The sequence below is a fragment of the Xanthomonas sp. 4461 genome, assembly GCF_024806475.1.
GTDB lineage: Bacteria > Pseudomonadota > Gammaproteobacteria > Xanthomonadales > Xanthomonadaceae > Xanthomonas > Xanthomonas arboricola_F.
This window is the reverse complement of record NZ_JANTYV010000002.1, coordinates 618,592-644,647: the sequence shown is the minus strand read 5'-3', so window position 1 is coordinate 644,647 and position 26,056 is coordinate 618,592. Positions and strand designations below refer to the sequence as shown.

Sequence of the window (26,056 nt, the reverse complement as noted above, 5' to 3'; positions counted from 1 at the left end):
TCCCGATTCCCGATTCCCGATTCCCGATTCCCGATTCCCAAAACCCATGCCCATTGAAATCGAACGCAAGTTTCTCGTGACCGGCGACGGTTGGCGTAGCGCCGCGCATGCGGTGATCCCGATGGCGCAGGGCTACATCAACGACCAGGCGGCGATGCGCAGTGGTGCGCAGAACGCGTCGGTGCGGGTGCGCATCCAGGGCGAGAGCGCGTTTCTCAATCTGAAATCGCGTGAGGTGGGGCATACCCGGCAGGAGTTCGAATATCCGATTCCGGTGGTCGAGGCGCGTGCGCTGCTGGCGCTGTGTGTCGGCGGTCTGATCGACAAGCATAGGCATCTGGTCGAGTACCAGGGCCACGTGTGGGAGGTGGACGAGTTTCTCGGCGACAATGCCGGGCTGGTGGTGGCCGAGATCGAACTCGGGAGTGCCGACGAGGCCTTCGCCAAGCCCGAATGGATCGGTGCGGAAGTCACCGACGATGTGCGCTATTACAACCTGGCATTGGCGTCGCATCCGTTCAGGAACTGGAGCGGGGATTTGTGATTCGGGATTCGGGATTGGGCATTCGGGATTCGTAACAGCTGAAGTGGCGCGTCGGACTTGGGCTGCTTGCGTTGCGACTCGCCGATCCCTGCCTTGGTATTGGGTTTATGCTTTGCCAATCCCCAATGACGACTCTCCAATCCCCGCCCATGCGCATCGATATCTGGTCTGACGTTGTCTGTCCCTGGTGCTGGATCGGCAAGCGCCGTTTCGAGCAGGCGGTGGTCTCGCTTGGCGCGCAGGCACCTGCGCTGGACATCCATTACCACGCGTTTCAGCTGGACCCTGACGCCGGCCTGGAGCCGACGCCGTTGCGCGATGCGCTGGCGCAAAAGTTCGGCGGTGCCGCGCGCGTGGAGCAGATGCTCGCGCAGACGCAGGCCACTGCGCGGGCCGAAGGCCTGCCATTCGATTTCGGACGCGACCAGGTGCAGGTCAGCACGCTGCGTGCGCATCGGCTGATCTGGCTGGCGAGCCGCGAGGGCGATGTCGAGGCGGTGATCGAAGCGCTGTTCCATGCGCATTTTGCCGAAGGCCAGAACGTCGGTGCGACCGAAACGCTGGTGCATGCCGGGGCCGCTGGCGGTCTTGATGAGGCGCGCGTACGCGCGCTGCTGGACTCCGACGAAGGCAGCGTTGCGGTCCAGGCGCAATTGGCGCAAGCCGCTGCACTGGGAATCCGCGCGGTGCCCAGTTTCGTGATCGACGGACGCAGCCTGATCCAGGGCGCGCAGCCGCCAGAGAGCTTTGCGCAAGCGTTGCTGCAGCTGGCGGCCGAATCGACGCCCATCGGTGGTCCCGATGTCTGCGGGCCGGACGACTGTGCGGTGTGAACGGCCAACGGCATCTTGCAACTCCCAACAGCTGAAGAGATGACGCCGCCTGCCCGCCCGAAGACGGTTGCGGTGATCGGCGCCGGTTTGGCCGGGCTTGCCTGCGCGCAACGGCTGCAGGCGGCTGGATGGATGGTGACGCTGTTCGAGCAGGGCGATGCGCCCGGAGGACGCATGCGCAGTTGCGCAGGCGATGGCTGGCAGTGCGACCACGGCGCGCAGTATTTCACCGCACGCGATCCGGCGTTTGCGGCGGTGGGGGGCAAGTGGATTGCGAGCGGCGTCGCAGCGGCCTGGCCTGCACGCGTCGCCAGTTGGAACGGCACCGACTTTCGCGCTTCGCAGAGCGAGTTGACGCGTTTGGTCGGTGTGCCGGACATGGCCGCACCGGCGCGTGCGCTTGCGGCGGGACTTGATGTTCGATTGCTGATCGCTGTGCGATCGCTGCAGCGCGACGGTGACACATGGCAGCTGGCAGTGTCGGGAGACGAGACGACACGCGCTTTCGACACCGTGTTGCTGGCAGTGCCTGCGCCAGTTGCAGCTGCATTACTGGCCAACAGCGCGCCCACGCTCGCGACGATTGCCGCTGGCGCGAAGATGCGGCCGGCCTGGGCGGTGGTGCTGCATTTCGACACGCCGGTGGATCCCGGTTACGACGCCTTGTTCGTCAACGTCGGGCCATTGCGCTGGGTGGCGCGCAACTCCAGCAAGCCTGGACGTCAGGGCGCCGAAACCTGGCTGCTGCATACCACCGCCGATTGGAGCCAAGCGCATCTTGATGCACAACCCGAAGCGGTGATCGCCAGTGTGCTGCCAACGTTGCCTGTGCTCGGTTTGCCATTGCCGCAGTCCTGCGACGCCTATCGCTGGACTGCGGCCAGCACCGATCCGCCCTCGCAGATCGGCTGTGCGTGGGATCGGCGATTGAGCATCGGTCTGTGCGGCGACTGGTTGGCCGGCGGCAAGGTCGAAGGTGCCTGGCAAAGTGGTGTGGCATTGGCGGAGCGTGTGCGCGCCAGCGATGCCGCGCGTAGCGGCCACGAGTGACGCTGTGGCAGGCGCAGCCGACCTCACCCCACAGGCATCCGCACACACCTTGCGCCTGATCCTGGGCGATCAGCTCAATCCGCAGCACAGCTGGTTTGCCGCGCACGACCCGGGCGTGGTCTACGTGCTGATGGAGGTGCGCGAGGAAACCGATTACGTGCTGCATCACGCGCAGAAGATCCTGGCGATCTTTGCGGCAATGCGCGCGTTTGCCGCGCGCTTGCGGCATGACGGGCACCGCGTGCGCTATGTCGCGATCGATGCCCCCAGTAATCGGCAATCCATCCCGGCCAATCTCCAGGCCTTGATGGCGCATTACCGTGCACAGCATCTGCAGTATCAGGCGCCGGACGAGTGGCGGCTGGATGAAGCGCTGCGGCACTGGAGCGCGGGCTGCGCGTTCGCCACGCGCATGGTCGATAGCGAGCATTTTCTGACCGAACGCGATGAGGTGGCAGGGTGTTTCCGCGCTGCAACGCAGTGGCGCATGGAGGTCTTCTATCGACGCATGCGCACGCGCCATCGCATCCTGCTCGATGCCTCCGGCCAACCGGAAGGGGGGCGCTGGAATTTCGATCGCGACAATCGCGCGCCGTGGCCGGGCGATCCGCCGGCACCGCAGGAGTGGCGCGCCGCGCACGACCATGGCGCGTTGTGGCGCAGCATCGAAGCCGCTGGCGTACGCAGTTTTGGCGCGCCGAATGCGCAGGCGCTGCCATGGCCGCTGGACCGCGACGAAGCCTTGCGGCATCTGGATGCCTTCATCGCCACTGCGTTGCCGGATTTCGGCCGCTATGAAGATGCGATGAGTACGCAAAGCCCGCGGCTGTTTCATTCGCTGCTGTCGTTCGCGCTCAACGTCAAGATGCTGCACCCGGCCGAAGTGATCGCGCGTGCAGAGGCGGCGTGGCGGCAGGGGCATGCACCGCTGGCATCGGTGGAAGGCTTTATCCGCCAGATCCTGGGCTGGCGCGAGTACGTGCGCGGCGTGTACTGGTCGCAGATGCCAGGCTATGCGCAGTCCAATCGGCTGGATCAGCATGCGCCGCTGCCGCACTGGTTCTGGGACGGGCAGGTAGGCATGCGTTGCCTGGCCGATGCCGTCGGCAATTCGCTGGCCAACGCGCATGCGCACCACATCCAGCGGCTGATGGTGATCGGCAATTTCGCGTTGCTGGCGGGGCTGGACCCGCAGGCGCTGCATCGCTGGTATCTGGGTGTCTATATCGATGCGTTCGAGTGGGTGGAGTTGCCCAACACGGTGGGCATGAGTCAATTCGCCGACGGTGGCCTGCTCGGCAGCAAACCGTATATCAGCGGTGCGGCCTATATCGATCGCATGAGCGACTACTGCAGCGGCTGCAGCTATCAGCGCAAGGCGCGCGTCGGTGCGCGGGCCTGTCCCTACAACGCGCTGTACTGGGATTTCCTGGCGCGGCAGCGCCCGCTGCTGGGCACGAACGAGCGCCTGGCGATGCCGTATCGGCAGCTCGACGGCATGGCGCCGCAGGTGCTGGAGGGCATCCAGACCCAGGCCGCGCACTGGCGGGCGAATCTGGAACGTCTTTAGAGCAGCTGACAAAGGAGCGTGCTCTCCGCCAGGCGGGCGCGGCCGGTGCTCGGTGCGGCATGGACCACGCGTACACGCCGGTTCTGAGCGCGCCGTCCACACCCACCTGACGACCGCGCGCGACGTTTTGTCAGCCGCTCTTGGAGTCGGCGCATGTTGACCCCGTCTGCCCTGGGTGCGGAAGGCGGCCGCCTGTGCCCCCGAAGACCGCCACGTGGAGGCGACCAGGCCAGCGCAGCCACAATGGCTGCCGGGTCTGCCGGCTACCGGATATGCGGTGCGAACGAATGTCGCCAGCCAGTCAGCGCAGCAACCTGGCCACGCAGGCAATCACGCGGGCGGCGGCTGCGCGCGGCACCGCAATGCCTGGTCGCAAGGCATTTCGGCGGGGAGACGTCAGCCCTTGCCTGAATGCGCAATCTGACGCTGCAACGCGCATCTGCGACAATGCCGCGCTGCGCCCTCGTGGCGCCTGGCCCGGGAGTCCCCCAACATGCTTCTGATCGGCGTTGCCGGTACCGAACTCAGCACACAGGAACGCGACTGGCTGCAGCACGATGCCGTGGCCGGTGTGGTGCTGTTCAAGCGCAACTTCGCCTCGCGCACCCAGGTGGCCGAGTTGTCGGCCTCCATCCGCGCAGCCGCGCCGCGCCCGGTGTTGCTGTGCGTGGACCAGGAAGGCGGCCGCGTGCAGCGGTTCCGCGAAGGCTTCAGCGCGCTGGCGCCGTTGCAAAGCTTCGGTACGCAGTATCTGCAGGATCCGCAAGGCGCGCTCGCCGCGGCCGGCGCGCATGCGCAGCTGATGGCCAATGAAGTGCGCGCCAGCGGCGTGGACCTCAGTTTCGCGCCGGTGGTGGATCTGGGCCGCGGCAACCGCGCCATCGGCGATCGCGCCTTCAGCGACGACCCGCAGATCGTGGCCACCTTCACCCGCGCCTATGTGCAGGCGCTGCACGGCGCCGGCATGGCCGCCACGCTCAAGCATTTCCCCGGCCACGGCACGGTGCTTGAAGACACCCATGTGGACCATGCCAGCGACCCGCGGTCGCTGGAGCAACTGCAGGCCGAAGATCTGCTGCCGTTCGTGGCCGGCATCGAGGCCGGCGCCGATGCGGTGATGATGGCGCACGTGGTCTACCCGCAGGTCGCGCCGGAACCGGCCGGTTACTCGCAGCGCTGGATCGAACAGATCCTGCGCGGACAGCTGGGTTTCCGCGGCGTGGTGTTTTCCGACGACATCGGCATGGCGGCCTCGTTCAGCGCCGGGGGCGTAGCGGGCCGGGTGCACGCGCACCTGGATGCCGGCTGCGACGTCGTGCTGGTCTGCCATCCTGAACTGGTCGACGAATCGCTGCAGGCGGTGCAAAACCGCAGCCTCAACACTGCAGCGCTGATCGGCCTGATCGGTCGCGGCGCGCTCGGCTGGGACGGCCTGCTTGCCGGTACCGACGCCTCTTTCAACACTCCTTCCGCCCCTTTCGGATCAATTGCCTGATGTCCACGCTCACCATTTCCCAGGCCCTGGCCCAAGCCGATCTGCTGGTCGACCGCCCGGCCATCGATGCTGCCGTCGCCACCATTGCCGATGCCATTGCGCGCGACTATGCCGGCGAGGTGCCGGTCTATCTCACCATCATGCACGGCGCGCTGCCGTTCTCCGGCCAGTTGGCGCTGGAGTTGGGCGCGCGTGGGCAGGACCTGCAGTTCGATTACCTGCACGCCACCCGCTATCGCGGCGAAACCGTCGGCGGCGAGCTGGTGTGGAAGCACCGCCCGGCCACCGCGCTGTTCGGCCGCCGGGTGATCCTGGTCGACGACATCCTCGATGAAGGCTATACGCTGCAGGGCGTGCGCCAGTGGTGCCTGGAGCAGGGCGCCACCGACGTGCGCGTGGCGGTGTTGACCGTCAAGCGCCACGACCGCTGCGTGCCGGGCGTGACCGCCGATTACGTGGGCGTGGAAGTGGCCGACCGCTACGTGTTCGGATTCGGCATGGACGTCAACGAACAGCTGCGCGGCATTCCTGCCATCTACGCGATGAAGCAATAAGACGCGCGCTGCCACCCTCGACGCGGTGGCGTAGCCGCCAGGCGAACCTGGCAGCTGCGCAGGGTGGGTTCGCACCGTGGCAATTCGCTGCCTCGGCGGCCAAACCCCGCGACAGATTGCCCGTCCTATGTTGCTGGTCGCTTCCAATCACCGGTCCGCCATCGCGCGGGCACTCCTGCGCGCTTGCGCGCTTCCACGTCCGTTATGTTGCAGAGGTCGGTTGTGTCTTCCCATTCCATCGCATTGGCCGTGATCGGCGGCACTGGTGTCTACAAGCTCGCGCAGCTCGATGACGTGCAGACCCACGAGCTGGAGACGCCCTATGGCGCGCCATCCGGACCGATCCGCGTCGGCATGTTGCTCGGCCATCGGGTCGCATTCCTGGCGCGGCATGGCGAAGGCCATTCGCTGCCGCCGCACAAGGTCAATTACCGCGCAAACATCGCTGCATTGCAGCAAATCGGCGCCTCGCGCGTGCTTGCGCTCAACACCGTCGGCGGCATCACCGAACGGTTCGGCCCACGCGTGCTGGCGTGTCCCGATCAGCTGATCGACTACACCTGGGGGCGCGTGTCCACCTTCTGCGAAGAGCCGGGCAGCGAGGTGCAGCACGTGGATTTCGGGCATCCGTATTCGCCGATGTTTCGCAGCAAGGTCATCGCTGCGGCCAAGGTGACAGGCGTCACGATGGTGGCTGGCGGTTGCTACGGTGCGACGCAAGGGCCGCGTCTGGAAACGATTGCAGAGATCGCCCGCATGCGTCGCGACGGCTGCGACCTGGTCGGCATGACCGGCATGCCAGAGGCCGGGCTGGCGCGCGAAAAAGGCCTGGAATATGCGTGTTTGGCGATCGTGGCGAACTGGGCGGCCGGGTGCGGCGACGCGCAGGAAATCACCATGGCCGAGGTGCTGGCCAACGTGGATGCCGCCTCGTCCGGGTTGCCCGAACTGATCGGCGAACTTGCACGCGGGTGATTGTCATTGGGGAATAAGCTTTGCATACTCGGCGCGTACGCACCGCCGTACACCACCCATTAATTATTGCAAAGGTCTCGCATCACCATGCCGAACGGTACCGTCAAGTGGTTCAACGACGCCAAGGGATTTGGCTTCATCTCACCGGAGGACGGCAGCGCCGATGTCTTCGCGCACTTCTCCGCGATCAACTCCAAGGGCTTCCGCAGCCTGCAGGAAGGCCAGCGCGTCAGTTATGACGTGACCCAGGGCCCCAAGGGTGCCCAGGCTTCGAACATCACGCCGGTCGAGTAAACCGACTCGATTGTGCGGTTGAAGAACCCCGCCACGGCGGGGTTTTTTTTACACCGGCCCATGCGGGGCCGGTGCCAGCGAACCAGAGCAGGGACGATGCAACAAGCATTACGGATTGCGGTAGTGGGATATGGAACGGCAGGGCAGGCACTGGCGGTCCTGCTGGGTGCCGATGGCCATCGACTGGACGTGTTCGAGCGCGCCGAAAGGCCCGGGCCGGTCGGTGCCGGTTTCCTGCTGCAGCCCAGCGGCCTGCAGGTGTTGTGGAAGATGGGCCTGTTGCCGCAGGCACTGGTGCATGGCGCGCCGGTGCGCCGCCTGTACGGCGAGACGCCCTGCGGGCGCGCGGTGATGGACATGCAATACCGCGATCTGGATGCCCGTCTGATGGGCGTGGGCATGCAGCGCGGTGCGTTGTTCTCGCTGTTGTGCGATGCCTGGCCCGAGTACGCGCAGCTGCATACCGATACCCGGATCACCGCCATCGACCACGAGGGCAGGCGTGTGCAGGACCAGCGTGGGCAATGGCATGGTCCTTACGATCTGATCATCGCCGCCGATGGCTCGGCTTCCACGCTACGCGCGCAGGTGCAGGGAACCCGGCTGGATCGGGTATATCCATGGGGCGCGCTGTGGTGTCTGTTGCCGCGCGAGGACTGGCCGTTCGTCGACGAATTGCGCCAGCGCTATATCGGTGCGCGCAAGATGATCGGGCTGTTGCCGGTCGGCACGCGGCCTGGCGACGATACCCCGCGGCTGAGTTTTTTCTGGAGCCTGCCGTGCAGCGATTTCGCAGCCTGGGAGCAACGCGGCATCGGCGCATGGCGCGAGGAGGTGGCGCAGATGTGGCCGGACGCGCATCTGCGCCTGGACAGCGTACAGATGCACACCGCGCTGGCACGCGCCAGCTATCGCGACGCGGTGATGACGCGCTGGCATCGTGGCCGTTTCGTGCTGGCCGGCGACGCCGCACATGCGATGAGCCCGCAGCTGGGTCAGGGCGTCAACATGGCGTTGCTGGATGCGTTGGCCATGCGCGACGCATTGCGCGCGGGCGAAGATATCGATGACGCCTTGCAGCGCTATCAGCGCGAACGCCAGGCGCATGTGGCGATCTATCACCGCTGGAGCCGCTGGCTCACGCCGCTGTTTCAATCCGAGCGCGACCTGTGGGCGCGCGGGCGCGATCTGTTGCTGCAGCCGATGGGACGCGTACCGGGCGGTCGTGGCCACATGTTGCGCGTGCTCAGCGGCACCCAGCACGGCTGGTTCGGCAAGTTGGCACTGGCCCCCGAGTTCGTGGACGCGCTGTCGCAACCATTGCCCCAAGCGCTGCCACGGCCACAGGGCGTTGCCACCGCAGCTGACCAGACGCATGTGCCCACCGCGCGTGGCGAGTCGTCGTAAGGCGCACGGATCGCCGGGCTTCGGTAGCAATGCATCGACCGCAGTGCTCGGCGACGGTTCGCCGCGCTGTGTGCGTGGCTCCATCTGGCGTAGTAGCAACGCGACGTCGCCTGCGTGTACGCGGTTTGCCAGCGGCGACTACAAAGATGGGCGCGCAGACGTCGGATAGGGATGGCGCACCCGGAATCGGAATGTACGAGTAGGCATGCGCGAGGAAGACATGCCGCACCGGGCGCCGGGCGCGCCTGCCTGGCGGCGAGCACAGTCGTTGCCAGCGGCGCAGCGGCTAACGTACCGGCAAGGCCACCGCATCGCCTTCCACGCAGGCCACCAGCCGCTCGCCCTCGCGCAGTGTCGGCACCACGCCCGCGGTGAAATGCGAGAACGCCGGCAAAATGGTGACGCGTTCGCGCAACCAGAATGCCGGCCAGCGTCGCGACAGGCCCGGCAGTGCCGCCAGCGGATGCAGATGCCCGCACAGCACGTGGCCGGTGGGATGCGGCAACGGCTCGTGGCGCAGCACGAACGGCCCGTCTTCGACCTGCTCGCCGGCCGCTTCGATCTGCAGATCCGCACCGGCCACCGCGCGGTCGTGGTTGCCGCGGATGGCAATCACGCGCAGATCGCGATGCTGCTCGCGCCATGCACTCCAGCGGCGATGCCAGGCCGCGCGCGGAGCAGGGCCATGCAACAGGTCGCCGAGTATCCACAATGCCTCGACCTGGCGCTGCGCAAGCAACGCATCCAGGCGCTCGAGATCGTGCGCGGTGCCGCCGGCCGGCAGTCCGATACCGGCGCGTCGGAACACATCGGCCTTGCCCAGATGCAGATCGGCGATCAACAAGGCGCGCTGTGCCGGTCGATACAATGCACGTTCGCCGAGCAGTTCGACGGTTTCGCCGGCCAGCTGCAGGTGCACGCTATCGCCCATGCCTGCGCTCCAGTTGCTCGGCGGCGCGCAACACGCGCGCCTTCCAGTCCTCGGTACTCAATTGGCCCCGCATGCGTTCGGCCCACAGCGGGAACGACAACGGGGTGAGGCTGCGTGGCGTGCACAGACGCAGTTCGCGGCGTGCGCAGTCCTCCAATGCATGCGCCAGGCGCGCCAGTTCGAGCTGGCCTTCAAAGACTTCGCGTTCGGCCTGCGCCAGCAGCAAATGCTCCGGATCAAAGCGCTGCAATACGTCGTAGAGCAAGCCGCTGGACGCCTGCAACTGGCGCAGGCTACGCGGCGCACGGCCGGGCAGCGACGGCGACAGCAGCCCGGCCACGCGCGCGATCTCGCGGAACTGCCGGCGCGCCAGCTCGCCCAGGTTGAGACTGTCGCGCAGATCGTCGAACAACCCGGTCGGCGACAGCAAGGCGTGCAGCACGTCCGGATCGATCTCCACCTCCTGTGCGGGCGAGAGTACAAAGCCGTAGTCGTTGGCAGCGAAGCTGAAGGTATTGCGCTGACGTCGGCCCCAACGCGCGGCCAACAGCGCCGCCAACCCTTCGTTGACCTGCCGCCCGGCGAAGGGATACACGAACACGTGCCGGCCATCGCGCGCCTTGATGCTTTCCACCAATAGATGATCCGGACCCGGCAGCGACGAGAGCGATGCCTGCAAGTGCAGCAGCGGCGCCAGCGCCTGCATTTCAGGCGCATCGCCGGGCGTGGCGAAGACCGCTTCCACTTCGCGTCCCAATGCCGACGACAACGGCATGCGCCCGCCCATCCACTTGGGTACCACGCCGCTGCCGCCCTTGGCCACGCGCACATAGGCGGTCATGTCTTCCAGGCGCACCAGTTCCAGCAATCGTCCGGCGAACTGAAAGCGATCGCCACGCCGCAGGCGGCCGACGAACTGTTCTTCGACCGCACCCAGTCGGCCGCCCCGCAGGAACTGCACGCGCACGCTGCCATCGCTGGTGATGGTGCCGATGGACAAGCGATGGCGTAGCGCGACGCGGCGGTCGGTGACGCGATACAGGCCGTCTTCGTCGCGCACCACCTTGTGGAAATCCGGGTAATGCGCCAATGCGCTGCCGCCTTGCACGATGAAGTCGAGCACCGCGTTCCAGGTGGGTGCGTCCAGCGCAGCGAAGGCATCGGTGCCGCGCACCTGCGCGAACAAGGCATCGGCATCGAAGCCGCCGCCCAGGGCGAGGGTGACGCAGTGCTGGGCCAGGACATCCAGCGACAGCCGCGGTGGTGGCCGCGCTTCGATATGGCCGTTGGCAATGGCACGACGTGCCGCGGCGTACTCGACCAGTTCCAGGGCATGCGAGGGTACGCACACCACATGCCCGGATTCGCCAGGGCGGTGCCGCGCGCGGCCGGCGCGTTGCAACAAGCGCGCGATGCCCTTGGGGCTGCCGACCTGCAGCACCTGATCCACCGCCGGGAAATCCACGCCCAGATCCAGGCTGGAGGTGGCAACCACACAACGCAGGCTGCCGTCGCGCAGCCCCTGTTCGGCGGCCGCGCGCAGGCTGGGGTCCAGCGAGCCATGATGCAGCGCAAGCGTGGCCAGATCGTCCGGCCACACCGCGCTCAATGCCTGGTGCCATAGTTCGGCCTGCGCGCGCGTGTTGGTGAACACCAGGCTGGTGCGCTGCTGCATGATCTTCTGCAGCACCCGCGCCAGCTGCGCCAGACCCAGGTGGCCGGCCCACGGAAAGCGCTCGCCGCTGTCGGGCAACAGCGTCTCCAGCGTCATGGCGCGCGGTCTGACGCCCGACACCAGTGCCGCATCGGGCAGATGCGGCAGCAGGACATCGCGTGCCTGCGACAGGTTGCCCAGCGTGGCCGACAGGCCCCAGATGCGCAGCGCGGGCGCCCAGCCGCGCAGGCGCGCCAGGCACAGCTGCAGCAGCACGCCGCGCTTGTTGCCCAGCAGCTCGTGCCATTCGTCGACGATCACGCAACGCAGCGCGGACAGCTGCGGCGCCGTGTCGGGGTAGGACAGCAGCAAGGCCAGCGACTCGGGCGTGGTCACCAGCACATCGAGCTTGCCGCTGCGTGCCAGCCGCTTGTCGCGCGCGCTGGCATCGCCGGTGCGCAACCCCACCTGCCAGTCCAGTCCCAGTGCGTCCACCGGTTCGCGCAGTGCGCGTGCGGTGTCGGCGGCCAGCGCGCGCAAGGGCGTGATCCACAGCACCTGCAAGCTGCGTTGCTGCTGTCGGCGCGGTGCAGCGGCAGGTTTGGCCGATGTGATCGGCAGCGTGCGGCCGCGCGCTGCCAGTGCTTCCAGCAATGGGCCGCCGAAGGCCGCCAGCGTCTTGCCGCTACCGGTTGGCGTGTGCAACAACCCGGATTCGCCAGCGAGATAGCGCTTCCACACATCGCGTTGAAACGGCAACGGCGTCCAGCCGCGCTGCGCGAACCAGTCGCGCCATTGCTGCAATGGCGTGCCGCGCGCCTGCTGCGCCGCCGTCACCGCGCCAGTGCCTGCAGGCTGCTCAGGTGATCGGCCTCGGCAAACGGTTTGTCGTGCCGCCAGCGCAGGATGCGCGGAAACCGCACCGCAATGCCGGACTTGTGTCGCGCACTGCGGTTGACCGCTTCAAAGCCCAGCTCGAACACATGGTGCGGGTTGACCGCGCGCACCGGACCGAAGCGTTCGGTGGTGTTGGCGCGGATCCAGCGGTCCAGCTGCAGGATTTGTGCATCGTCCAGGCCCGAGTACGCTTTGGCGACCGGCACCAGCTGCCCTTCGTGCCACAGCCCGAAGGTGTAGTCGGTATATAGCGTGCTGCGGCGGCCATGGCCGGCCTGCGCGTACAGCAGCACCGCGTCGATGGTGAGCGGGTCGATCTTCCATTTCCACCAGTCGCCACGTCGGCGGCCGGCCTGATAGACCGAGTTGGCGCGCTTGAGCATCAGCCCTTCCACGCCGCGTTCGCGCGCCTGCACGCGCAGCTGCGTGGCGGCATGCCAATCGCCGGCCTGCACCAGGGGCGAGGCGACGATGCGCGGATCGTCGAGCGCGCTGAGCACGTGCTCGAGCAGTGCGCGCCGCGCGTGCAAGGGGCGCTCGCGCAGGTCAACGCCATCCAGTTCGAGCAGGTCGTAGGCCACCATGCGCGCGGGCGCGGCCGCCAATGTCTTGGGGCCGGGCTTGAGCCGCTGGATGCGCGTCTGCAAGGCGGTGAACGGCATCGGCAGGGGGTGCCCGGGTTGCCAGGCCAGCAGCTCGCCGTCGATGACGGTGCCATCGGGCAACTGCATGGCAGCGTGTTCGATTTCCGGGAAACGGCCATCCAGGCGTTCTTCGCCGCGCGACCACAATGCCGCTTCGCCGGCGCGCCGAAGCAGTTGCAAGCGGATGCCGTCCCATTTCCATTCCAGCAGCCAGTCGTCGATGGCGCCCAGCGTGTCGACCTCGGCTTCGAGCGGCGAGGCGAGAAAGAACGGATAGGGCTGCTGGCGATCGCCCGGCAGTTCTTCGTGTGTCAGCAGATCGGCAAGATAGGTCGGGTGCGGCCGCCAACTGCCGAGCATGCGCTGGGCGATGCGTGCGATATCCACGCCCGACAGTTCGGCCAGTGCCTGTTGCACCAGCCGCTGCGAAACGCCCACGCGCAAGGCGCCGGTCAGCAGTTTGTTGAACACCAGGCGCTCGTCGAAGGCCAGGCTGCGCCAGGCCTGCACGATGCACACCTTGCGCACCGCAACGTCCTGGTTGGCGATCGGCAGCAGCCGCTGTTCGATCCATTCCGCCAGTGGCAGATCGGGCGCTTCGGTGATGGGGTCGTCCAGCAACAACGCCAGTGTTTCGGCCAGATCGCCGACATGGTCGTAGCTGTCGGCGACCAGCCAATCGGCAATGCCTGCGGTATCGGTGATCCACTCGCGCAGCTCGCCGCTGCTGGCGATGCGCATGCGCGGGCCGGCGACCTTGCCGCCGGCCAGCAGATACAGCGCCCAGGCCGCGTCCAACGCGGGCGCCTGGCGAAAATACGCCACCAGCGCAGCACGCTTGTCGAGCGTCCCGGTGCTGCGGTCGAGCGTGCGGTACAGCGCGGCGAAACGCTTCACTGCAGCGCCTGGGGTGTCGTGTCGTCAGCTGCCGCGCGCAGCTCCAGCGCACGCCGGGTAAATGCGGCCAACGTGCGTGGACGGCGCTGCGGACGTGGCGGCCCGATTGCTGCAGCCGGTGCGCCACGATGCACGCGAAACGCCAGTGCGTGCCGGCCAAACGCCAGCGCGCCGCTCAAGCGCGCACGCGCACGGGCGCGGGCATAACGGCAGGCGGGAAGCGGGTTCATTCTTCGGCTCCAAAATCGGTGCGGAACGCTTCGGCCGCAACGCCGCGCTCGCGCAGGTGCTGGATCAAGGCATCGGTATTGCCGTGGGTCGCGATCACCCGGCGCGCGCCAGTGTCTTCGATGGTGCGCAGCAGATCCGGCCAGTCGGCATGATCGGACACCACGAAGCCGCGGTCGTAATTGCGTCGGCGCCGATTGCCGCGAATACGCATCCAGCCCGAGGCGAATCCCTGTTGCGCATGCCGGAAGCGGCGGATCCAGGGACTGCCCGCAGCCGACGGCGGTGCCAGCACCAATTGGCCGGCATAGTCGGCGCCGCGCGCATGCTCGCTGACCGGCTGGGTGTCCAGCATCGCGATGCCGGCCTGGCGGTACACCTCCACCCCCGCAGCAATCGCGCCGTGCAACAGTGCGGGCTGGGTATCCCAGGCGCGCAGTTCCGCCAGCACACGCTGCGCCTTGCCCAAGGCGTAGCAATACAGGATGGCCGCCTCGCCGCGTTCGGCGCATTCGCGCCGCCAGGCGACGATATCGGCCGCCACCTCCGCCGTCTCCGGCCAGCGATACACCGGCAGGCCAAAGGTCGCTTCGGTGATGAAGGTGTCGCACGGCACCACCTCGAACGGCGCGCAGGTGGAGTCGTGCTGGCGCTTGTAATCGCCGGAGGCCACCCAGACCTCGCCATCCACCTCGATGCGCACCTGGGCCGAGCCCAGCACATGCCCGGCCGGATGCAGCGACACGCGCGCGCGTCCCAACGTGAACGCTTCGCCATCGGCATGGGGGTGATAGACCTGCTCGCCGAGCCGCCATTGCAGGATCGGCAGGCTCTCGCGCGTGCAGTGGTATTGACCCATGCCGCCACGCGCGTGATCGCCATGCCCATGCGTAATCACCGCACGCGCCACCGGCCGCCAGGGGTCGATATGGAAGTCGCCCTGCGGGCAATACAGCCCCTCGGGGCCGAGCACCACCAGATCGCCGCGTGTGTTCGTGTCGTTGCCATTGCGCATGCCCGCAACTCTGGCCAAGCCGGTGTGCAGATCCTGAGAATGGGAATGGCGCGCATCGGCGCGACCAGGCGACTGCGGCCATAGTCACGAGTGCGGGACTGAGAACCTGCTTGTATCGGCGCCAAGAGCGCGTCAGTACGCAGGTTTGCGGTGGGCGCTATGGTGCTCGGCGTCACTCGTGTTGCGCATGCGAACCCCGCGCCGCCACTGCGCCAGTGTGATTCCACAGCTGCGAGGTCGCGCTCACCGCGCTAATGCCGCGTTCGTCGCCCCGGCGAGCGCACCGCGCTCGCTTCCACCGCCAGTGTGAATCCGCGTTCTTCGCCGCCATGCATCGCGCCCACGTCGACCACGTGGCGGCGGATCTCCTCGCCCTTGCCGTTACGCACCACCACCACCACCGTGTATTCCCACGGATCGCCGTCGGCGGGATGACGGATCGTGCCGTCGACCTTCAACGGCACGATCGGCGCCGGCTGCGCGTGTTGCGCAGCCGCCGAATCGAAGCGCAGATGGTGCTTGCAGGCAGGGCAGATGATGGCGCTTTCCAGGATCGTCGCCTTGCAATGCGGACAGCTGCGCGTGGCTCCGGGCGTGCCCGGGCGGGGTGCACTCATGTGGCGTCGTTGTCGCCGACGATGGCCGCCTTGCCGGCGCTTGCCGGCTTGCCGGTGTCATCGCCCCAGCCGAAGTCGGCCTGGCCGCGCATGCGCGCGCCCGAGGCCACGGTGAGGCTGCCGGCCTTGACGTCGCCGACCAGCACGCCGGAGGTCTGCAGCTCCACCTGCGCGGCCGATTCGATATTGCCTTCCAGCTCGCCGGCGATGATGACCTTGTTGGCGCGCACGCCGCCATTGAGCTTGGCGCCGCGTTCGATGGTCAGGTCGCCCTTGACGTTGACGTCGCCCTTGAAGCGGCCAGCCAGACGCACGTGGCCGGCGCCCTCGATCTTGCCTTCGATGCTGATATCCGCGGCGATCAGCGATTCCTTGGCCTCGCCCTGGCGCTGGGGCACTGCGGCGGTTGGCGCGACGCTGGGCGTGGCGGTGGCGGCCGGCACCGGCGGGGCAGGGCTGGCATCGGCATTGAACAGCCGCCCATCGGCGGCAGTAGCCTCCGGCGTTGCGGGAACGCCGTCTTTCTTGTTGGGACCTTGATCGCGCCACATCGACATCGGATTGCCTCGCTTCGGGGATCAAGGCCGACTATCGCTGCGTCAATCGATCTTTTGTGTGACAGAGCGCACAATCCGCGATCGACAAGCTGCCTGCTCAGGCCCCGCTGTCGGTCGCGCGCGGCGCGCCGTCGCCATGGCGCTCGACCCGGTTACGCCCGCGATGCTTGGCTGCATACAGCGCTGCGTCGGCTTTCTGGATCAGGCTCGCACCGAGTTCGCCATCGGCCGGAAAGCTGGCCACGCCGATCGAGGCGGTCACCCGCGGCAATGCGCGCTGGCCATCGCTGACCGCCAGCGCCGCGATGTGGCCGCGGATCTGCTCGGCCACCCGCATGGCTTCCTCGCCATCGGCCTCGGGCAGGATCACGGTGAATTCTTCGCCGCCATAGCGGCACGCCACGTCCTCGGCGCGCAACCGGGTCAGCAACAGCTCGCCGACCGCTGCCAGCAGCAGGTCGCCACCGGCATGCCCCTGGCTGTCGTTGAACTGCTTGAAGTGGTCCACATCCAGCATCAGCACCGACAACGGCAGGCCGCGACGCGCGCAACGCGCCAGCTCGTGGCTCAACGATTCTTCCAGATAGCGGCGGTTGTACAGCCCGGTCAGCGCGTCGCGGATCGACTGGCGGCGCAGCGACTCGCGCAGGCGCAGATTGCTCAACGCCAACGACAATTGCTCGGCCGCCGCCTCGGCGATTTCCAGGCGCTGCATCGGCCCCGGACCAGGCGAGGACAGAAACAGGAAGCCGAGCTGTGTGCCCTGCGCCGACATCGGCAGGCACGCGGTGGTGATCGGTGTCGGGTGCTCCGGTGGGTCGATATGCGCGCACAGCGCATCCCGCGCGAGGTCTTCGATGATGTGCGGCTGGCCGCGGCGCAACGCCCAGCATTCCTCCGGCAACAGATGCGGCGCGCTCTGCACCAGCGGCTCGCCCCAGTGGCTGATCGCTTCGGCGCGATCCTGCGAGGCGCGCAGCAGGTACACGCTTCCGGCAACGCCCGGCAGCAGGCTGGCCAGGGTCCGGCTGGTCACCACCAATGCCTCTTCGGCACTGATGCAGCTTTGCAGCAGGCCGGTGTAGCGGCTGAGCAGATTGAGATCGGCGGTACTGCGCTGCAATGCGCCGACGCTGTCGCCGAGTTCTCGATTGGCGTTTGCGGCACGGCGTTCGGCCTGCGCACGATGGCGCAGTTCGCGCATCAGCAGCGCATAGACACCCCCGACCACCAGCAGCCCGAACGGAATGCCGGCCAGGGCCAGCGTCAGCAACAAGGCCGCGCTTTGCCGGCTGCTTTCCGCGCGCTCGGCCAGCAGTTCCTGCTCACGTTGCACTATCGTCAGCGCCTGCTCGCGGATGGCGCTGGTGGTGCGGAACGCGCTCTGCCGGATGCTGGCACGTGCCGGTTCCAGGCCGCCTTGCGCGTAGACGTCCAGCACATGCTGAATCTGCCGCAGCCGCGTCTCCACCATGGTCTGCAGTTGATCCAGATGCCGCTCTTGTGCGGGGTTGTCGATAATCAACGTGCGCAGATTGCCGAGCAGGATCGGCAGGCGTTCCACGCTGCTGTGGTAGTCCAGCAAATAGGCCTCGTTGCCGGTGAGCAGGAAGCCACGTTGGGCTGACTCGGCATCCAGCAAGCGTGCTTGGATCTCGTCGACCCGCCCGATCACTTCATGGGTATGCGAGACCAGCGCGGCATCGGCCAGCGAGCGGCGCGCACCGACGAAGATGCCGATGCCGATGGCGATGAAGATCAGGGCAGAGAACACCAGCGCCAGCTGGTTGCGACGCCGCGATGTGAAGGAGTTGGGCATGCCGAATGCTAGCCTGCCAGGCTCGACAACACGAGATCCATCTCGACGCAAGACGTGTGCGCGCGCACGAAATTGTGGGTGCGTAGACGCAGCGCCATGAGCGGTTCAGTGCAGCTGGCAGGCATTGCAGGCTGCCGTTGGCTGGCGGGATGCCGCTCTGGAACACGCGCGGGTGCCCGGGGCCAGTTCATGCGATGGACCGCGCTCACCTGCCGGTGAGCGCAGCGGCTTTGTCGTCGCCGTTAGTGCTGCGGGTGCTCGGCGTCGTGCTTGTCGGCGTTCTGCTCTGCCTTGTTGGCCATCTCGCGGGTCTTGTCGGCGGTGGCGTCGGCAGCGTTGGCGGTCGCGCGGCTGGCGTCGGCTGCCATCTCGCGCGCGGCCACGCGCGCATCGGCGGTGGCGGCCTTGGCCTGTACTGCAGCGCGGTCGGCAGCCTGTTCGGTAGCAGCGGCAGCGTGCTTGGCGGCGGACGCGGCATCGCGACGGGCCTGCTCGGCATCAGGGCCCTGGCAGGCGGCGAGGGTGAGGGCGGCGATGGCGCTCAAGGACAGCATGCGGATCGTCTTCATAAGTGGTCCTGTTCCTGTTCCGGTGTTGGAGAGCGGAGCTTATGCAGGAGCCGATGCAGCCTGTGTCAAGGGGCGACCACCAGCGTGCGGGACAAGCACGGGGCTTGATCGCGTCGGCGCGGCGCATCATCGTGGCCGGCAGGTCGCTCGACTCGAATCGCAGGCAAAGAAAAAGCCGCTGGAAACCAGCGGCTTTTTCCGAACTCGCTTGGAGCTAAGAAGTGATTACTTCTTGGCTTCTTCGGCGGTGTCCTTAGCAGCTTCGGCGGTGTTTTCAGCCGTCTTGGCAGCGTCGGCAGCCTGGTCGGCAGCAGCGTCGGTCGCGGCGCCGGAAGCAGCCTGGGCAGCGTCAGCAGCGGTGTCGGCCGAAGCAGCGGCGGTGTTGGCAGCAGCCTGAGCGGCGTCAGCCGACTGCGAGCCCGAGGCAGCAGCCTGGTCAGCAGCGGTCTGCGCGTCAGCAGCGGCTTCGTTGGCCGAAGCAGCAGCGTCCTGAGCCTGTTCCGGCTTCGAGCAAGCGGTCAGGGCCAGGCCCAGAGCCATTGCGATCAGCAGCTTGTTGATGGTCATTGTTTCAATCCTCGTCGATTAGATTAGGCAACGCGCTATTGCGCGCCCCCGACATGATGACGGCCCGAAGACTAGTGTCAAGCGCGCGCGCATTCAGCTTTGCAAATTCGCTGTTAATGGCAATCAAATCAATTCGATAGCGATGGCGGTCGCTTCGCCGCCGCCGATGCATAGCGTCGCGATTCCGCGCTTGCCGCCGCGCATGCGCAACGCATTCACCAATGTCACCACCAGGCGCGCGCCGGATGCGCCGATCGGATGACCCAGTGCGCAGGCGCCGCCGTGCACGTTGACCTTCTCGTGCGCGATGCCCAGTTCCTTGATCGGCGTCATCGCCACCACGGCAAAGGCTTCGTTGATTTCAAACAGGTCCACCTGGTCCAGCTGCCAGCCGATCTTGCCGAGCAACGACTGGATCGCCGCCACCGGTGCGGTGGTGAACCATTCCGGCGCCTGCGAGTGGGTGACGTGGCCGGCGATACGCGCCAGCGGCGTCACGCCACGGCGCTGCGCATCGTCGGCGCTCATCAGCACCGTGATTGCCGCACCGTCGGAAATGCTCGACGAGCTGGCCGCCGTGACAGTGCCGTCCTTCTTGAAGGCCGGCTTCAGGGTCGGGATCTTGGCGATGTCGGATTTGCCGGGCTGTTCGTCGCTGTCGACGACCACTTCGCCCTTGCGCGTTGCGACCTTGACCGGGACGATTTCATCGGCGAACGCACCGCTGCGTTGCGCGGCCTGTGCACGCTCCACCGAGGCGATCGCGAAGGCATCCTGATCGGTGCGGCTGAACCCGAATTTTTCTGCGGTGGCTTCGCCGAACACGCCCATCGCCTGCCCATCGTAGGGATTGGTCAAGCCGTCCCACGCCATGTGATCCACCGCCTGGAAATTGCCGTAGCGGTTGCCGGTGCGCGAGTTGGGCAGCAGGTGCGGGGCATTGCTCATCGACTCCATGCCGCCGGCCACCACGATGCTGGCAGAACCGGCCTTGATCAGGTCGTGTCCGAACATGATCGCCTTCATGCCCGAGCCGCACACCTTGTTGATGGTGGTGGCGCCAGTGGACGTGGGGATGCCTGCGGCAATGGCGGCCTGGCGCGCCGGTGCCTGACCAAGATTGGCTGGCAACACGCAGCCGACAATGACCTCGGACACGTCGGCCGGTGCGATTCCCGATTGCGCCAGCGCGCCTTCGATGGCGGCAGCAGCGAGCGTCGGTGCGGGCACACCGTTGAATTGACCGAGAAACGAGCCGATGGCAGTGCGTTTGGCAGCAACGATGACGATGTCGGACATGAGCGGATACCGTTTAAAGTGAAACGATTATCTGCCTCATGGTCGATTCGCGCCAGCAAGCTGAAGTGCGTCTGCAGGCGCGCCTCGATGCCGTATATGATTCGGTTCGGGCCCGGGATGGGGCCCAATCCATGGAATGGGTTCGGGGAGAACACCAAATGAAGAAGAAAGACGTCGCCAGGACTGTCCTGGCCTCGGCGTTGGCTGTGGCGTTGACTGCGTGTGGCGGCGGTGGTGGCGGAGGCGGTATTCGCCCGACCACGCCGAGCGCACCGCCACCGACCTCGCCACCTCCGCCGCCGCCCACCTCACCGCCGACGCCTCCACCGCCGGTCACTGCACCGACGCCGGAACCGGCAATCGACGCGCATCTGGCGTTGACCAATGCACGTGCGGCGCAGGCACTGGGCTTTACCGGCGCGGGCTATCGCATCGGCGTCGTCGATAGCGGCATCAACGCCAATCATCCCGCCTTGCAGGGCCGGGTGAGCGATAGCTTTATCTACGTCGACCCGCGTACCAACAATGTTGCGGTGGGCGATGTAGTCGGGCATGGCACGGTTGTCGCCGAGCTGGCGGCCGGGCGTGCGGTGGGGCAGTGGCCGGGCGGCATTGCGCCGGGTGCGGGCCTGGTGTCGGCGCGCATCATCAGCGACCGCGCGCCGGTGGACGATGGCAGTGGCCAGGGCAATGAAGTCGACGGCCCGCTCGGTCTTGGTCCGGTGCATGCCGACCTGATCGGCGCGGGCGTGCGCATCATGAATAACTCATGGGGCGGCTTTTACTGGAACGACCCGACGGTGACCAATCAGATCGCGCAGGAATACCGCTCCTTCGTCATCGGCAACGATGGCCTGGTGGTGTTCGCCTCGGGCAACGAGTCGCGCGCGCAGCCGTCCGATACTGCCGCGTTGCCGAGTCAGCCCGGACCGAACGGAACGCTTCCGGCCGCCGACCTGGAGCGTGGCTGGCTGGTGGTCGGCGCGCTGGACACCGCCAATCCCACGCAGCTGGCGTCGTACTCCAATGCCTGCGGCGTGGCGATGCGTTATTGCCTGGTGGCACCGGGCACGTCGCTGTTCATCGACCCCGATGCAACCGCCAGCAACATCCGTTACTTCTACGGCAGCGGCACCTCGTTTGCGGTGCCCCTGGTATCGGGGGCAGCGGCACTGGTGTGGCAGGCGTTTCCGTATTTCAACAACGATCTGGTACGTCAGACGCTGTTGGGCACGGCCACCGATCTGGGCGCGCCCGGCGTCGATCCGACGTTCGGCTACGGCCTGCTCAACGTTGGCAAGGCGGTGCTGGGGCCGGCGCGGTTCGATTGGGGTACGGTGGATGTCGAGGTCACAAGCTTGCGTTCGACCTGGGCAAATGACATCAGTGGCAGCGGCGGATTAACCAAGCGCGGATCCGGTACGTTGATACTGAGCAGTAGCAACAATACGTTTGCCGGCGATACCCAAGTGCTGGACGGCACGTTGCAGACGGCTAGTCTGCAGAGCGCGCGGGTGGACATCCTCAATGGTGCAACGTTGATCGGAGCAGGACGCATTGCCGGCACAGTCTCCAATCGAGCGAGTACGCTGCAGGTCGGTGGCGCGGTTTTGGCAATCGCAGGTAACTACACTCAGGATGACTTCGGGCGCTTGGCATTAAACGTGGGCGACCGCTTGAACGTGAGCGGTACAGCGACGATCGATGGTGACCTGCAGTTGATCGGGCGGCGCGATTATGTCGTCAACAACACCACCTATCCTGTGCTGCAAGCAGTCAATGGGCTGCAGGGAACGTTTGCCAGTCTCAGCAGCGGGCCTGCAGTCACCTTTCTCAATGCCACGTTGAGCTACGACGCCAACACCGCGTACGTGTCGCTGCAGCGCATGGATGTCACCGCCGTCGCCGCTTCGCTTGGCGCGGTCGGCACGGCATCGATGGATTCGGCAATCCGCGTCGAACAGGCGTTCCAGAAGGTCGATGCGCAGCAGCTGCAGGGCAACGGCGGCATCAGCAGCGGTTTCATTCGTGCCGCGGCGGCATTGCAGCAATCACCCGATGCCAAGACCGCTGCGGATTCGCTGCGCAGCCTGTCCGGACGCGCGCATGCTGCGTCGGCAGCGATGACCTTCGACACCATCGATCTGGGCCGGCGCGCGTTGTCTGCGCATTTCGATGGCCTGTCGCAACAGCCGCGCATGCTGGGCACCTGGCAGCGTGCGCTGGGCGGGCCGGGCGAGGGCGGGGTGACCACCGCAGGATTCGCTACCTCCGGCTGGATGATGGGCAACGATCTGCGCCTGGCGTCTGGCGCAGTCACCGGTTTCGCTTTCGGCGAAACCCGTTCCAGCAGCCTGGGCGATCTGGACGGCGCACGTGGCCGCGATCGGCAGGTGCAGGCGCAACTTTACTGGGGCACGACGCTGGGCTCGGCGTACACGCTAGGCCAGCTGGGCTTCGGTAACGTCAACCGGCAGATCGAGCGCAACCTGCAATTGGGCGAAGACCGCAGCAGCGCCTTCAGCGATTACAGCGGCAGCTATCTCAGCGGCAACCTGGAGACCGGGTATCGCTGGGGCCATGCGGCTGCGTCGCTGACGCCGTACATGGGCCTGGATTACGTGCGCCTGCGTAGCGAAGGTTTCCGCGAAAGCGGTGGCGATGGCTTCGGTCTGCGTGCCGATGCAAGCACGTCTTCGCGCACGCAGGTGCTGGCGGGTGTGCGTTCGGCGTATCGCTGGCGCGGCCTGCAACTGGGCGGTTATGCCGAATGGCAGCAGGCGTTGAGCAGCCAGGGGTTGATGCTGGATGCCAGCTTCACCGGTGTTGAAGCATGGGCACCGATGAGCGGCATGCAGCCGGCGCGCTCGGGCGGCGTGTTCGGCATTGCGGCCTCGGCGCCGTTGGGCCAGCAGAGCCAGCTGCGTTTCGGCTACGACCAACGCGTTGGTGAGCGCGGCGACGACCGCGCGTTGAGCCTGAAGTACAGCGCCGATTTCTGATCGGTGTGGGTGATGCCCGGGTGCAATGCCCGGGCGTCACGTGTGCGGCGGCCGTTGCGTTAGCGCACGTGTCGTCAAACGCGGCTCGACTGCCGGCTGGCTTATTCGCCGCGCAATTTATGCAGAAAACGCGGTGCGGTGCGGCCCAGCGGAAGTTTGAGTTTGCTGATGGCTTCGATGCGCGTCTCGGCAATCTGATCGGCCGCCTGCTGCGGTGAAACATTCAACTGCGTGGACAGGTCGAAGACCTTTTCCAGATTGTGATAAATGCTGCGGATCAGGCGCATTGCGCGTTCGCGATTGTAGCCGTCGATCTCCAGCGACACATTCATCACTCCGCCGGCATTCACCACATAATCGGGCGCATACAAAATGCCGCGCTGGTGTAGTTCTTCGCCGATGGCGGCGCTGGCGAGCTGGTTGTTGGCGGTGCCGCAGATGATCTTGGCCCTGAGCTGCGGCAAGGTGTTTTCGTTGATCGCACCTTCCAGTGCGCAGGGTGCGAACACGTCGGCCGGCACCTGGTGAATTTCGTCCGGGCGCACGGCTTCGGCGCCGTATTCGGCCACTGCCCGGTCCACCAGCGCCTGATTCAGATCGGCAACATAGAGCTTTGCACCGCGTTCCTTGAGCAACTTCACCAGCTCCATGCCGATATGGCCCAGGCCCTGGATGGCGATGCTCGCCTTGCCCACTTCTTCGTGACCGAGCTTGCGATTGAGCGAGGCCATCAGCGCCTGCAACGCACCGTAGGCGGTGAAGGGCGCCGGGTCGCCGGAGCCGCGGTGCACCTGATGCACGCCGGTGACGTACTCGCTCTCCAGGTAGATCTGTTCCATGTCGTTGACGTCTGTGCCGACATCTTCGGAGGTGATGTAGCGGCCTCCCAGCGTGTCGACAAAACGGCCGAATGCGCGAAACAGCGCCTCGCTCTTGTCGGTCTTGGGGTCGCCGATGATCACCGCCTTGCCCCCTCCGACATTCAGCCCCGCCAGCGCGTTCTTGTAGGTCATGGTGCGGCTGAGCCGCAGCGCATCGGCGAGCGCCGCCTCGCTATTGGGATACGGGCGCATGCGCACGCCGCCCAGGGCCGGGCCGAGCCGGGTGCTGTGCAGGGCGATGATGGCCTTGAGGCCGGCGTCGCGGTTGTGGCAAAAGATCACCTGCTCGTGACCGGTGGTATCGAGGGTTTCGAAAAGCATCGAAGGCTCCGCGGGGCTGCGTGATGTGCCTCCCCTGACGCCGGGCCTGGACCCGTGCAATGAGGAAACAAAAAAGCGACGTCTGCAGACCCTGTCCGATCACGTCGCGCTGCAACATTTTAAACCACGTCGGTAGGGCGCAGTGTATGAATCTGTTCACCAATCCCGATAGCGCTGCTGCCGGAACCACAATGTCGCCAGCCACTTGGTTCCCGTGGTGACCGGCAGGCCTGCATGCAGCGAATCGGGATCGGGCCGCCCGTCGGCGTGCAGGTTGTCGAAACACACTACCGAGCCTGCGCAGGGCTGCACGCTGACACCGGCGACCGGGAATTCGGTGTGGCCACCTGCCGCGACCGCATTGAGGTAGACGCAGACGGTGCGCAACCGGTTACCGGCGGCGGGACGATCCGCCGCGATCCTGCTGGCCGGCAGGTAGTCGCGGTGCGCGCGATAGTGCTCCCCTGGCGCATAACACAGCACCGACAACGGCTCGGCGTGCGTCAATGGCAGCCGTGCGCAGGCGGCCAGCCGTGCCTGCGCAACGCGGGCGGCGAAGTCTTCCAGAATCGGGTCCAGCGTGGCGCCGCGGCTGGTGCGGATCGGCGTGCGCTGGCTGCTTGCATCCTCCGGATCGACCACCTGGGAAGCACGCAGATGCGGGCGGGCCAGCAGGATCAGCAGCCGGCACTCGTCGGCCGACAGCACGGCCGCGTGCCTTTCGATCGTTGGACTCTGGTGGAGCGGGGTCGGTGCGCTGCGTGGTGTGAAGTGAAGGTGGTCCAGCGCGATGTCACCGGCCGGATCGGGCGGCGCGATCTGCACGTCGGGCAGGGCCGTGACACCCAGTGGCTGTAATTGCCGTAGCAGGTGATGTGCTGCATCGGGCTGGGCGGTAACGCCTTCGCCGCGCAGCAGGCGCTCGGCAAGCAGCGCTGCGGCTGGCACGTCGCCTGCCGATGCAGCCTGCTCCAGCAGGCGAACGCAGCGCTGTTGGTGTTGCGGATGATCGATTCTGCCGTGCTGGATGGCCAGCGCACGCAGCGCCGGCGGGTAGTGTGCAGCCGCTGCCGTGTGCAGCCGCGCATGCGCTTGCGTGCCCAGTTGCTCAGGATCCTGGCCGACAGCCAGCGTCGCCAGCAGGTAAGACGCGGCGGCCACGCCGTTGCGTTCGGCGTGCTGCCAGTACGCGACGGCTTGGGCGACATCCACTGGGCCGCCGATGCCGTAGGCCAGCATGCGGCCGGCTTCGATCTGGGCGGCGGCATCACCTGCAGCGGCGCCACGGACATACCAGCCCCGGGCCTGCCCGGTCTCGCCGGCGCGAACCAGCGCCTGCGCCAATGCGTTGATGGCCGCAGGCTGTCGGCTTTGTGCGGCAAGGGTGAGCTGCGCGAGGGATGGGGTGTGCATGGCCGCATCCTAATGCGTGCCCC

23 protein-coding genes and 1 other RNA gene are annotated in these 26,056 nt (G+C 66.6%); 11 read left to right on the top strand and 13 right to left on the bottom strand.

All coding sequences use genetic code 11. From position 1 onward, the window contains the following. The first annotated feature begins 46 nt into the window (after positions 1 to 46). The 10 genes from FHY19_RS10555 (at position 47) to FHY19_RS10510 (ending at position 8,722) form a co-directional block, all read left to right on the top strand. A complete protein-coding gene (locus tag FHY19_RS10555) occupies positions 47 to 544 on the top strand; it encodes a CYTH domain-containing protein (RefSeq protein ID WP_259165937.1) in 498 nt (165 codons plus the stop codon). Positions 545 to 693: 149 nt separating this feature from the next. Further along, positions 694 to 1,377, top strand: coding sequence for a DsbA family oxidoreductase (locus FHY19_RS10550; protein WP_259165936.1), 684 nt, complete (start codon positions 694 to 696; stop codon positions 1,375 to 1,377). A gap of 39 nt (positions 1,378 to 1,416) precedes the next feature. Next, entirely contained in the window at positions 1,417 to 2,427 is a 1,011-nt protein-coding gene (locus FHY19_RS10545) for an FAD-dependent oxidoreductase (RefSeq protein ID WP_259165931.1), read from the top strand. A 4-nt stretch (positions 2,428 to 2,431) separates the two neighbouring features. Beyond that, complete coding sequence (locus tag FHY19_RS10540; protein ID WP_259165927.1) at positions 2,432 to 3,997, top strand: cryptochrome/photolyase family protein; 1,566 nt, start codon at positions 2,432 to 2,434, stop codon at positions 3,995 to 3,997. 59 nt (positions 3,998 to 4,056) lie between these two features. Continuing rightward, a non-coding RNA gene (locus tag FHY19_RS10535) (sX9 sRNA) lies at positions 4,057 to 4,133 on the top strand. Positions 4,134 to 4,490: 357 nt separating this feature from the next. Then, positions 4,491 to 5,492: a beta-N-acetylhexosaminidase gene (gene nagZ / locus FHY19_RS10530; protein WP_259153363.1), complete on the top strand. Its 1,002-nt coding sequence runs from the start codon at positions 4,491 to 4,493 to the stop codon at positions 5,490 to 5,492. Beyond that, positions 5,492 to 6,046, top strand: coding sequence for a hypoxanthine-guanine phosphoribosyltransferase (locus tag FHY19_RS10525; RefSeq protein ID WP_005991984.1), 555 nt, complete (start codon positions 5,492 to 5,494; stop codon positions 6,044 to 6,046). The genes nagZ and FHY19_RS10525 overlap by 1 nt, the downstream gene beginning before the upstream one ends. 222 nt (positions 6,047 to 6,268) lie before the next feature. Then, positions 6,269 to 7,021, top strand: coding sequence for an S-methyl-5'-thioinosine phosphorylase (locus tag FHY19_RS10520; protein ID WP_259165925.1), 753 nt, complete (start codon positions 6,269 to 6,271; stop codon positions 7,019 to 7,021). 87 nt (positions 7,022 to 7,108) lie between these two features. After that, positions 7,109 to 7,315 (top strand): cold-shock protein, encoded by a 207-nt coding sequence (locus FHY19_RS10515; protein ID WP_003488188.1) that lies wholly within the window; start codon positions 7,109 to 7,111, stop codon positions 7,313 to 7,315. 96 nt (positions 7,316 to 7,411) lie between these two features. After that, positions 7,412 to 8,722, top strand: a complete 1,311-nt coding sequence (locus FHY19_RS10510; RefSeq protein ID WP_259165924.1) for an NAD(P)/FAD-dependent oxidoreductase — start codon at positions 7,412 to 7,414, stop codon at positions 8,720 to 8,722. Between the two features lie 286 nt (positions 8,723 to 9,008). Here FHY19_RS10510 and pdeM read toward each other — a convergent pair whose 3' ends face one another. The 11 genes from pdeM to FHY19_RS10455 form a co-directional block, all read right to left on the bottom strand. Then, the gene (gene pdeM, locus FHY19_RS10505) at positions 9,009 to 9,653 is read right to left on the bottom strand and encodes a ligase-associated DNA damage response endonuclease PdeM (protein ID WP_259165923.1); all 645 of its coding nucleotides are present in this window, start codon (positions 9,651 to 9,653) and stop codon (positions 9,009 to 9,011) included. Continuing rightward, positions 9,643 to 12,144, bottom strand: coding sequence for a ligase-associated DNA damage response DEXH box helicase (locus FHY19_RS10500; RefSeq protein WP_259165917.1), 2,502 nt, complete (start codon positions 12,142 to 12,144; stop codon positions 9,643 to 9,645). Before FHY19_RS10500 ends, pdeM begins: the two co-directional genes overlap by 11 nt. Continuing rightward, entirely contained in the window at positions 12,141 to 13,745 is a 1,605-nt protein-coding gene (locus tag FHY19_RS10495; protein ID WP_259165915.1) for an ATP-dependent DNA ligase, read from the bottom strand. Before FHY19_RS10495 ends, FHY19_RS10500 begins: the two co-directional genes overlap by 4 nt. Next, complete coding sequence (locus FHY19_RS10490; protein WP_259153415.1) at positions 13,742 to 13,975, bottom strand: hypothetical protein; 234 nt, start codon at positions 13,973 to 13,975, stop codon at positions 13,742 to 13,744. The genes FHY19_RS10495 and FHY19_RS10490 overlap by 4 nt, the downstream gene beginning before the upstream one ends. Then, positions 13,972 to 14,988, bottom strand: coding sequence for a ligase-associated DNA damage response exonuclease (locus FHY19_RS10485; RefSeq protein WP_259165911.1), 1,017 nt, complete (start codon positions 14,986 to 14,988; stop codon positions 13,972 to 13,974). Before FHY19_RS10485 ends, FHY19_RS10490 begins: the two co-directional genes overlap by 4 nt. Positions 14,989 to 15,239: 251 nt before the next feature. Next, positions 15,240 to 15,605: a hypothetical protein gene (locus tag FHY19_RS10480; RefSeq protein ID WP_104611419.1), complete on the bottom strand. Its 366-nt coding sequence runs from the start codon at positions 15,603 to 15,605 to the stop codon at positions 15,240 to 15,242. Beyond that, positions 15,602 to 16,162 (bottom strand): polymer-forming cytoskeletal protein, encoded by a 561-nt coding sequence (locus tag FHY19_RS10475; RefSeq protein WP_259153418.1) that lies wholly within the window; start codon positions 16,160 to 16,162, stop codon positions 15,602 to 15,604. The genes FHY19_RS10480 and FHY19_RS10475 overlap by 4 nt, the downstream gene beginning before the upstream one ends. A gap of 97 nt (positions 16,163 to 16,259) precedes the next feature. Further along, complete coding sequence (locus tag FHY19_RS10470; protein ID WP_259165909.1) at positions 16,260 to 17,981, bottom strand: diguanylate cyclase; 1,722 nt, start codon at positions 17,979 to 17,981, stop codon at positions 16,260 to 16,262. A 242-nt stretch (positions 17,982 to 18,223) separates the two neighbouring features. Beyond that, positions 18,224 to 18,550: a hypothetical protein gene (locus tag FHY19_RS10465; protein WP_104614060.1), complete on the bottom strand. Its 327-nt coding sequence runs from the start codon at positions 18,548 to 18,550 to the stop codon at positions 18,224 to 18,226. A 225-nt stretch (positions 18,551 to 18,775) separates the two neighbouring features. Continuing rightward, positions 18,776 to 19,117 carry a hypothetical protein gene (locus FHY19_RS10460; protein WP_039528386.1) on the bottom strand — a complete coding sequence of 114 codons (342 nt, stop codon included), beginning with the start codon at positions 19,115 to 19,117 and terminating at the stop codon, positions 18,776 to 18,778. A gap of 123 nt (positions 19,118 to 19,240) precedes the next feature. Further along, complete coding sequence (locus tag FHY19_RS10455) at positions 19,241 to 20,416, bottom strand: thiolase family protein (RefSeq protein WP_259153420.1); 1,176 nt, start codon at positions 20,414 to 20,416, stop codon at positions 19,241 to 19,243. Positions 20,417 to 20,574: 158 nt separating this feature from the next. On the opposite strand from FHY19_RS10455, the gene FHY19_RS10450 reads away from it, so the two are divergent. Continuing rightward, entirely contained in the window at positions 20,575 to 23,418 is a 2,844-nt protein-coding gene (locus tag FHY19_RS10450; RefSeq protein WP_259165906.1) for a S8 family serine peptidase, read from the top strand. Positions 23,419 to 23,519: 101 nt separating this feature from the next. Here FHY19_RS10450 and FHY19_RS10445 read toward each other — a convergent pair whose 3' ends face one another. After that, positions 23,520 to 24,620 (bottom strand): Glu/Leu/Phe/Val dehydrogenase dimerization domain-containing protein, encoded by a 1,101-nt coding sequence (locus FHY19_RS10445; protein WP_259165904.1) that lies wholly within the window; start codon positions 24,618 to 24,620, stop codon positions 23,520 to 23,522. 156 nt (positions 24,621 to 24,776) lie between these two features. Beyond that, complete coding sequence (locus tag FHY19_RS10440; RefSeq protein WP_259165903.1) at positions 24,777 to 26,033, bottom strand: 2OG-Fe(II) oxygenase; 1,257 nt, start codon at positions 26,031 to 26,033, stop codon at positions 24,777 to 24,779. Between the last annotated feature and the right edge of the window lie 23 nt (positions 26,034 to 26,056).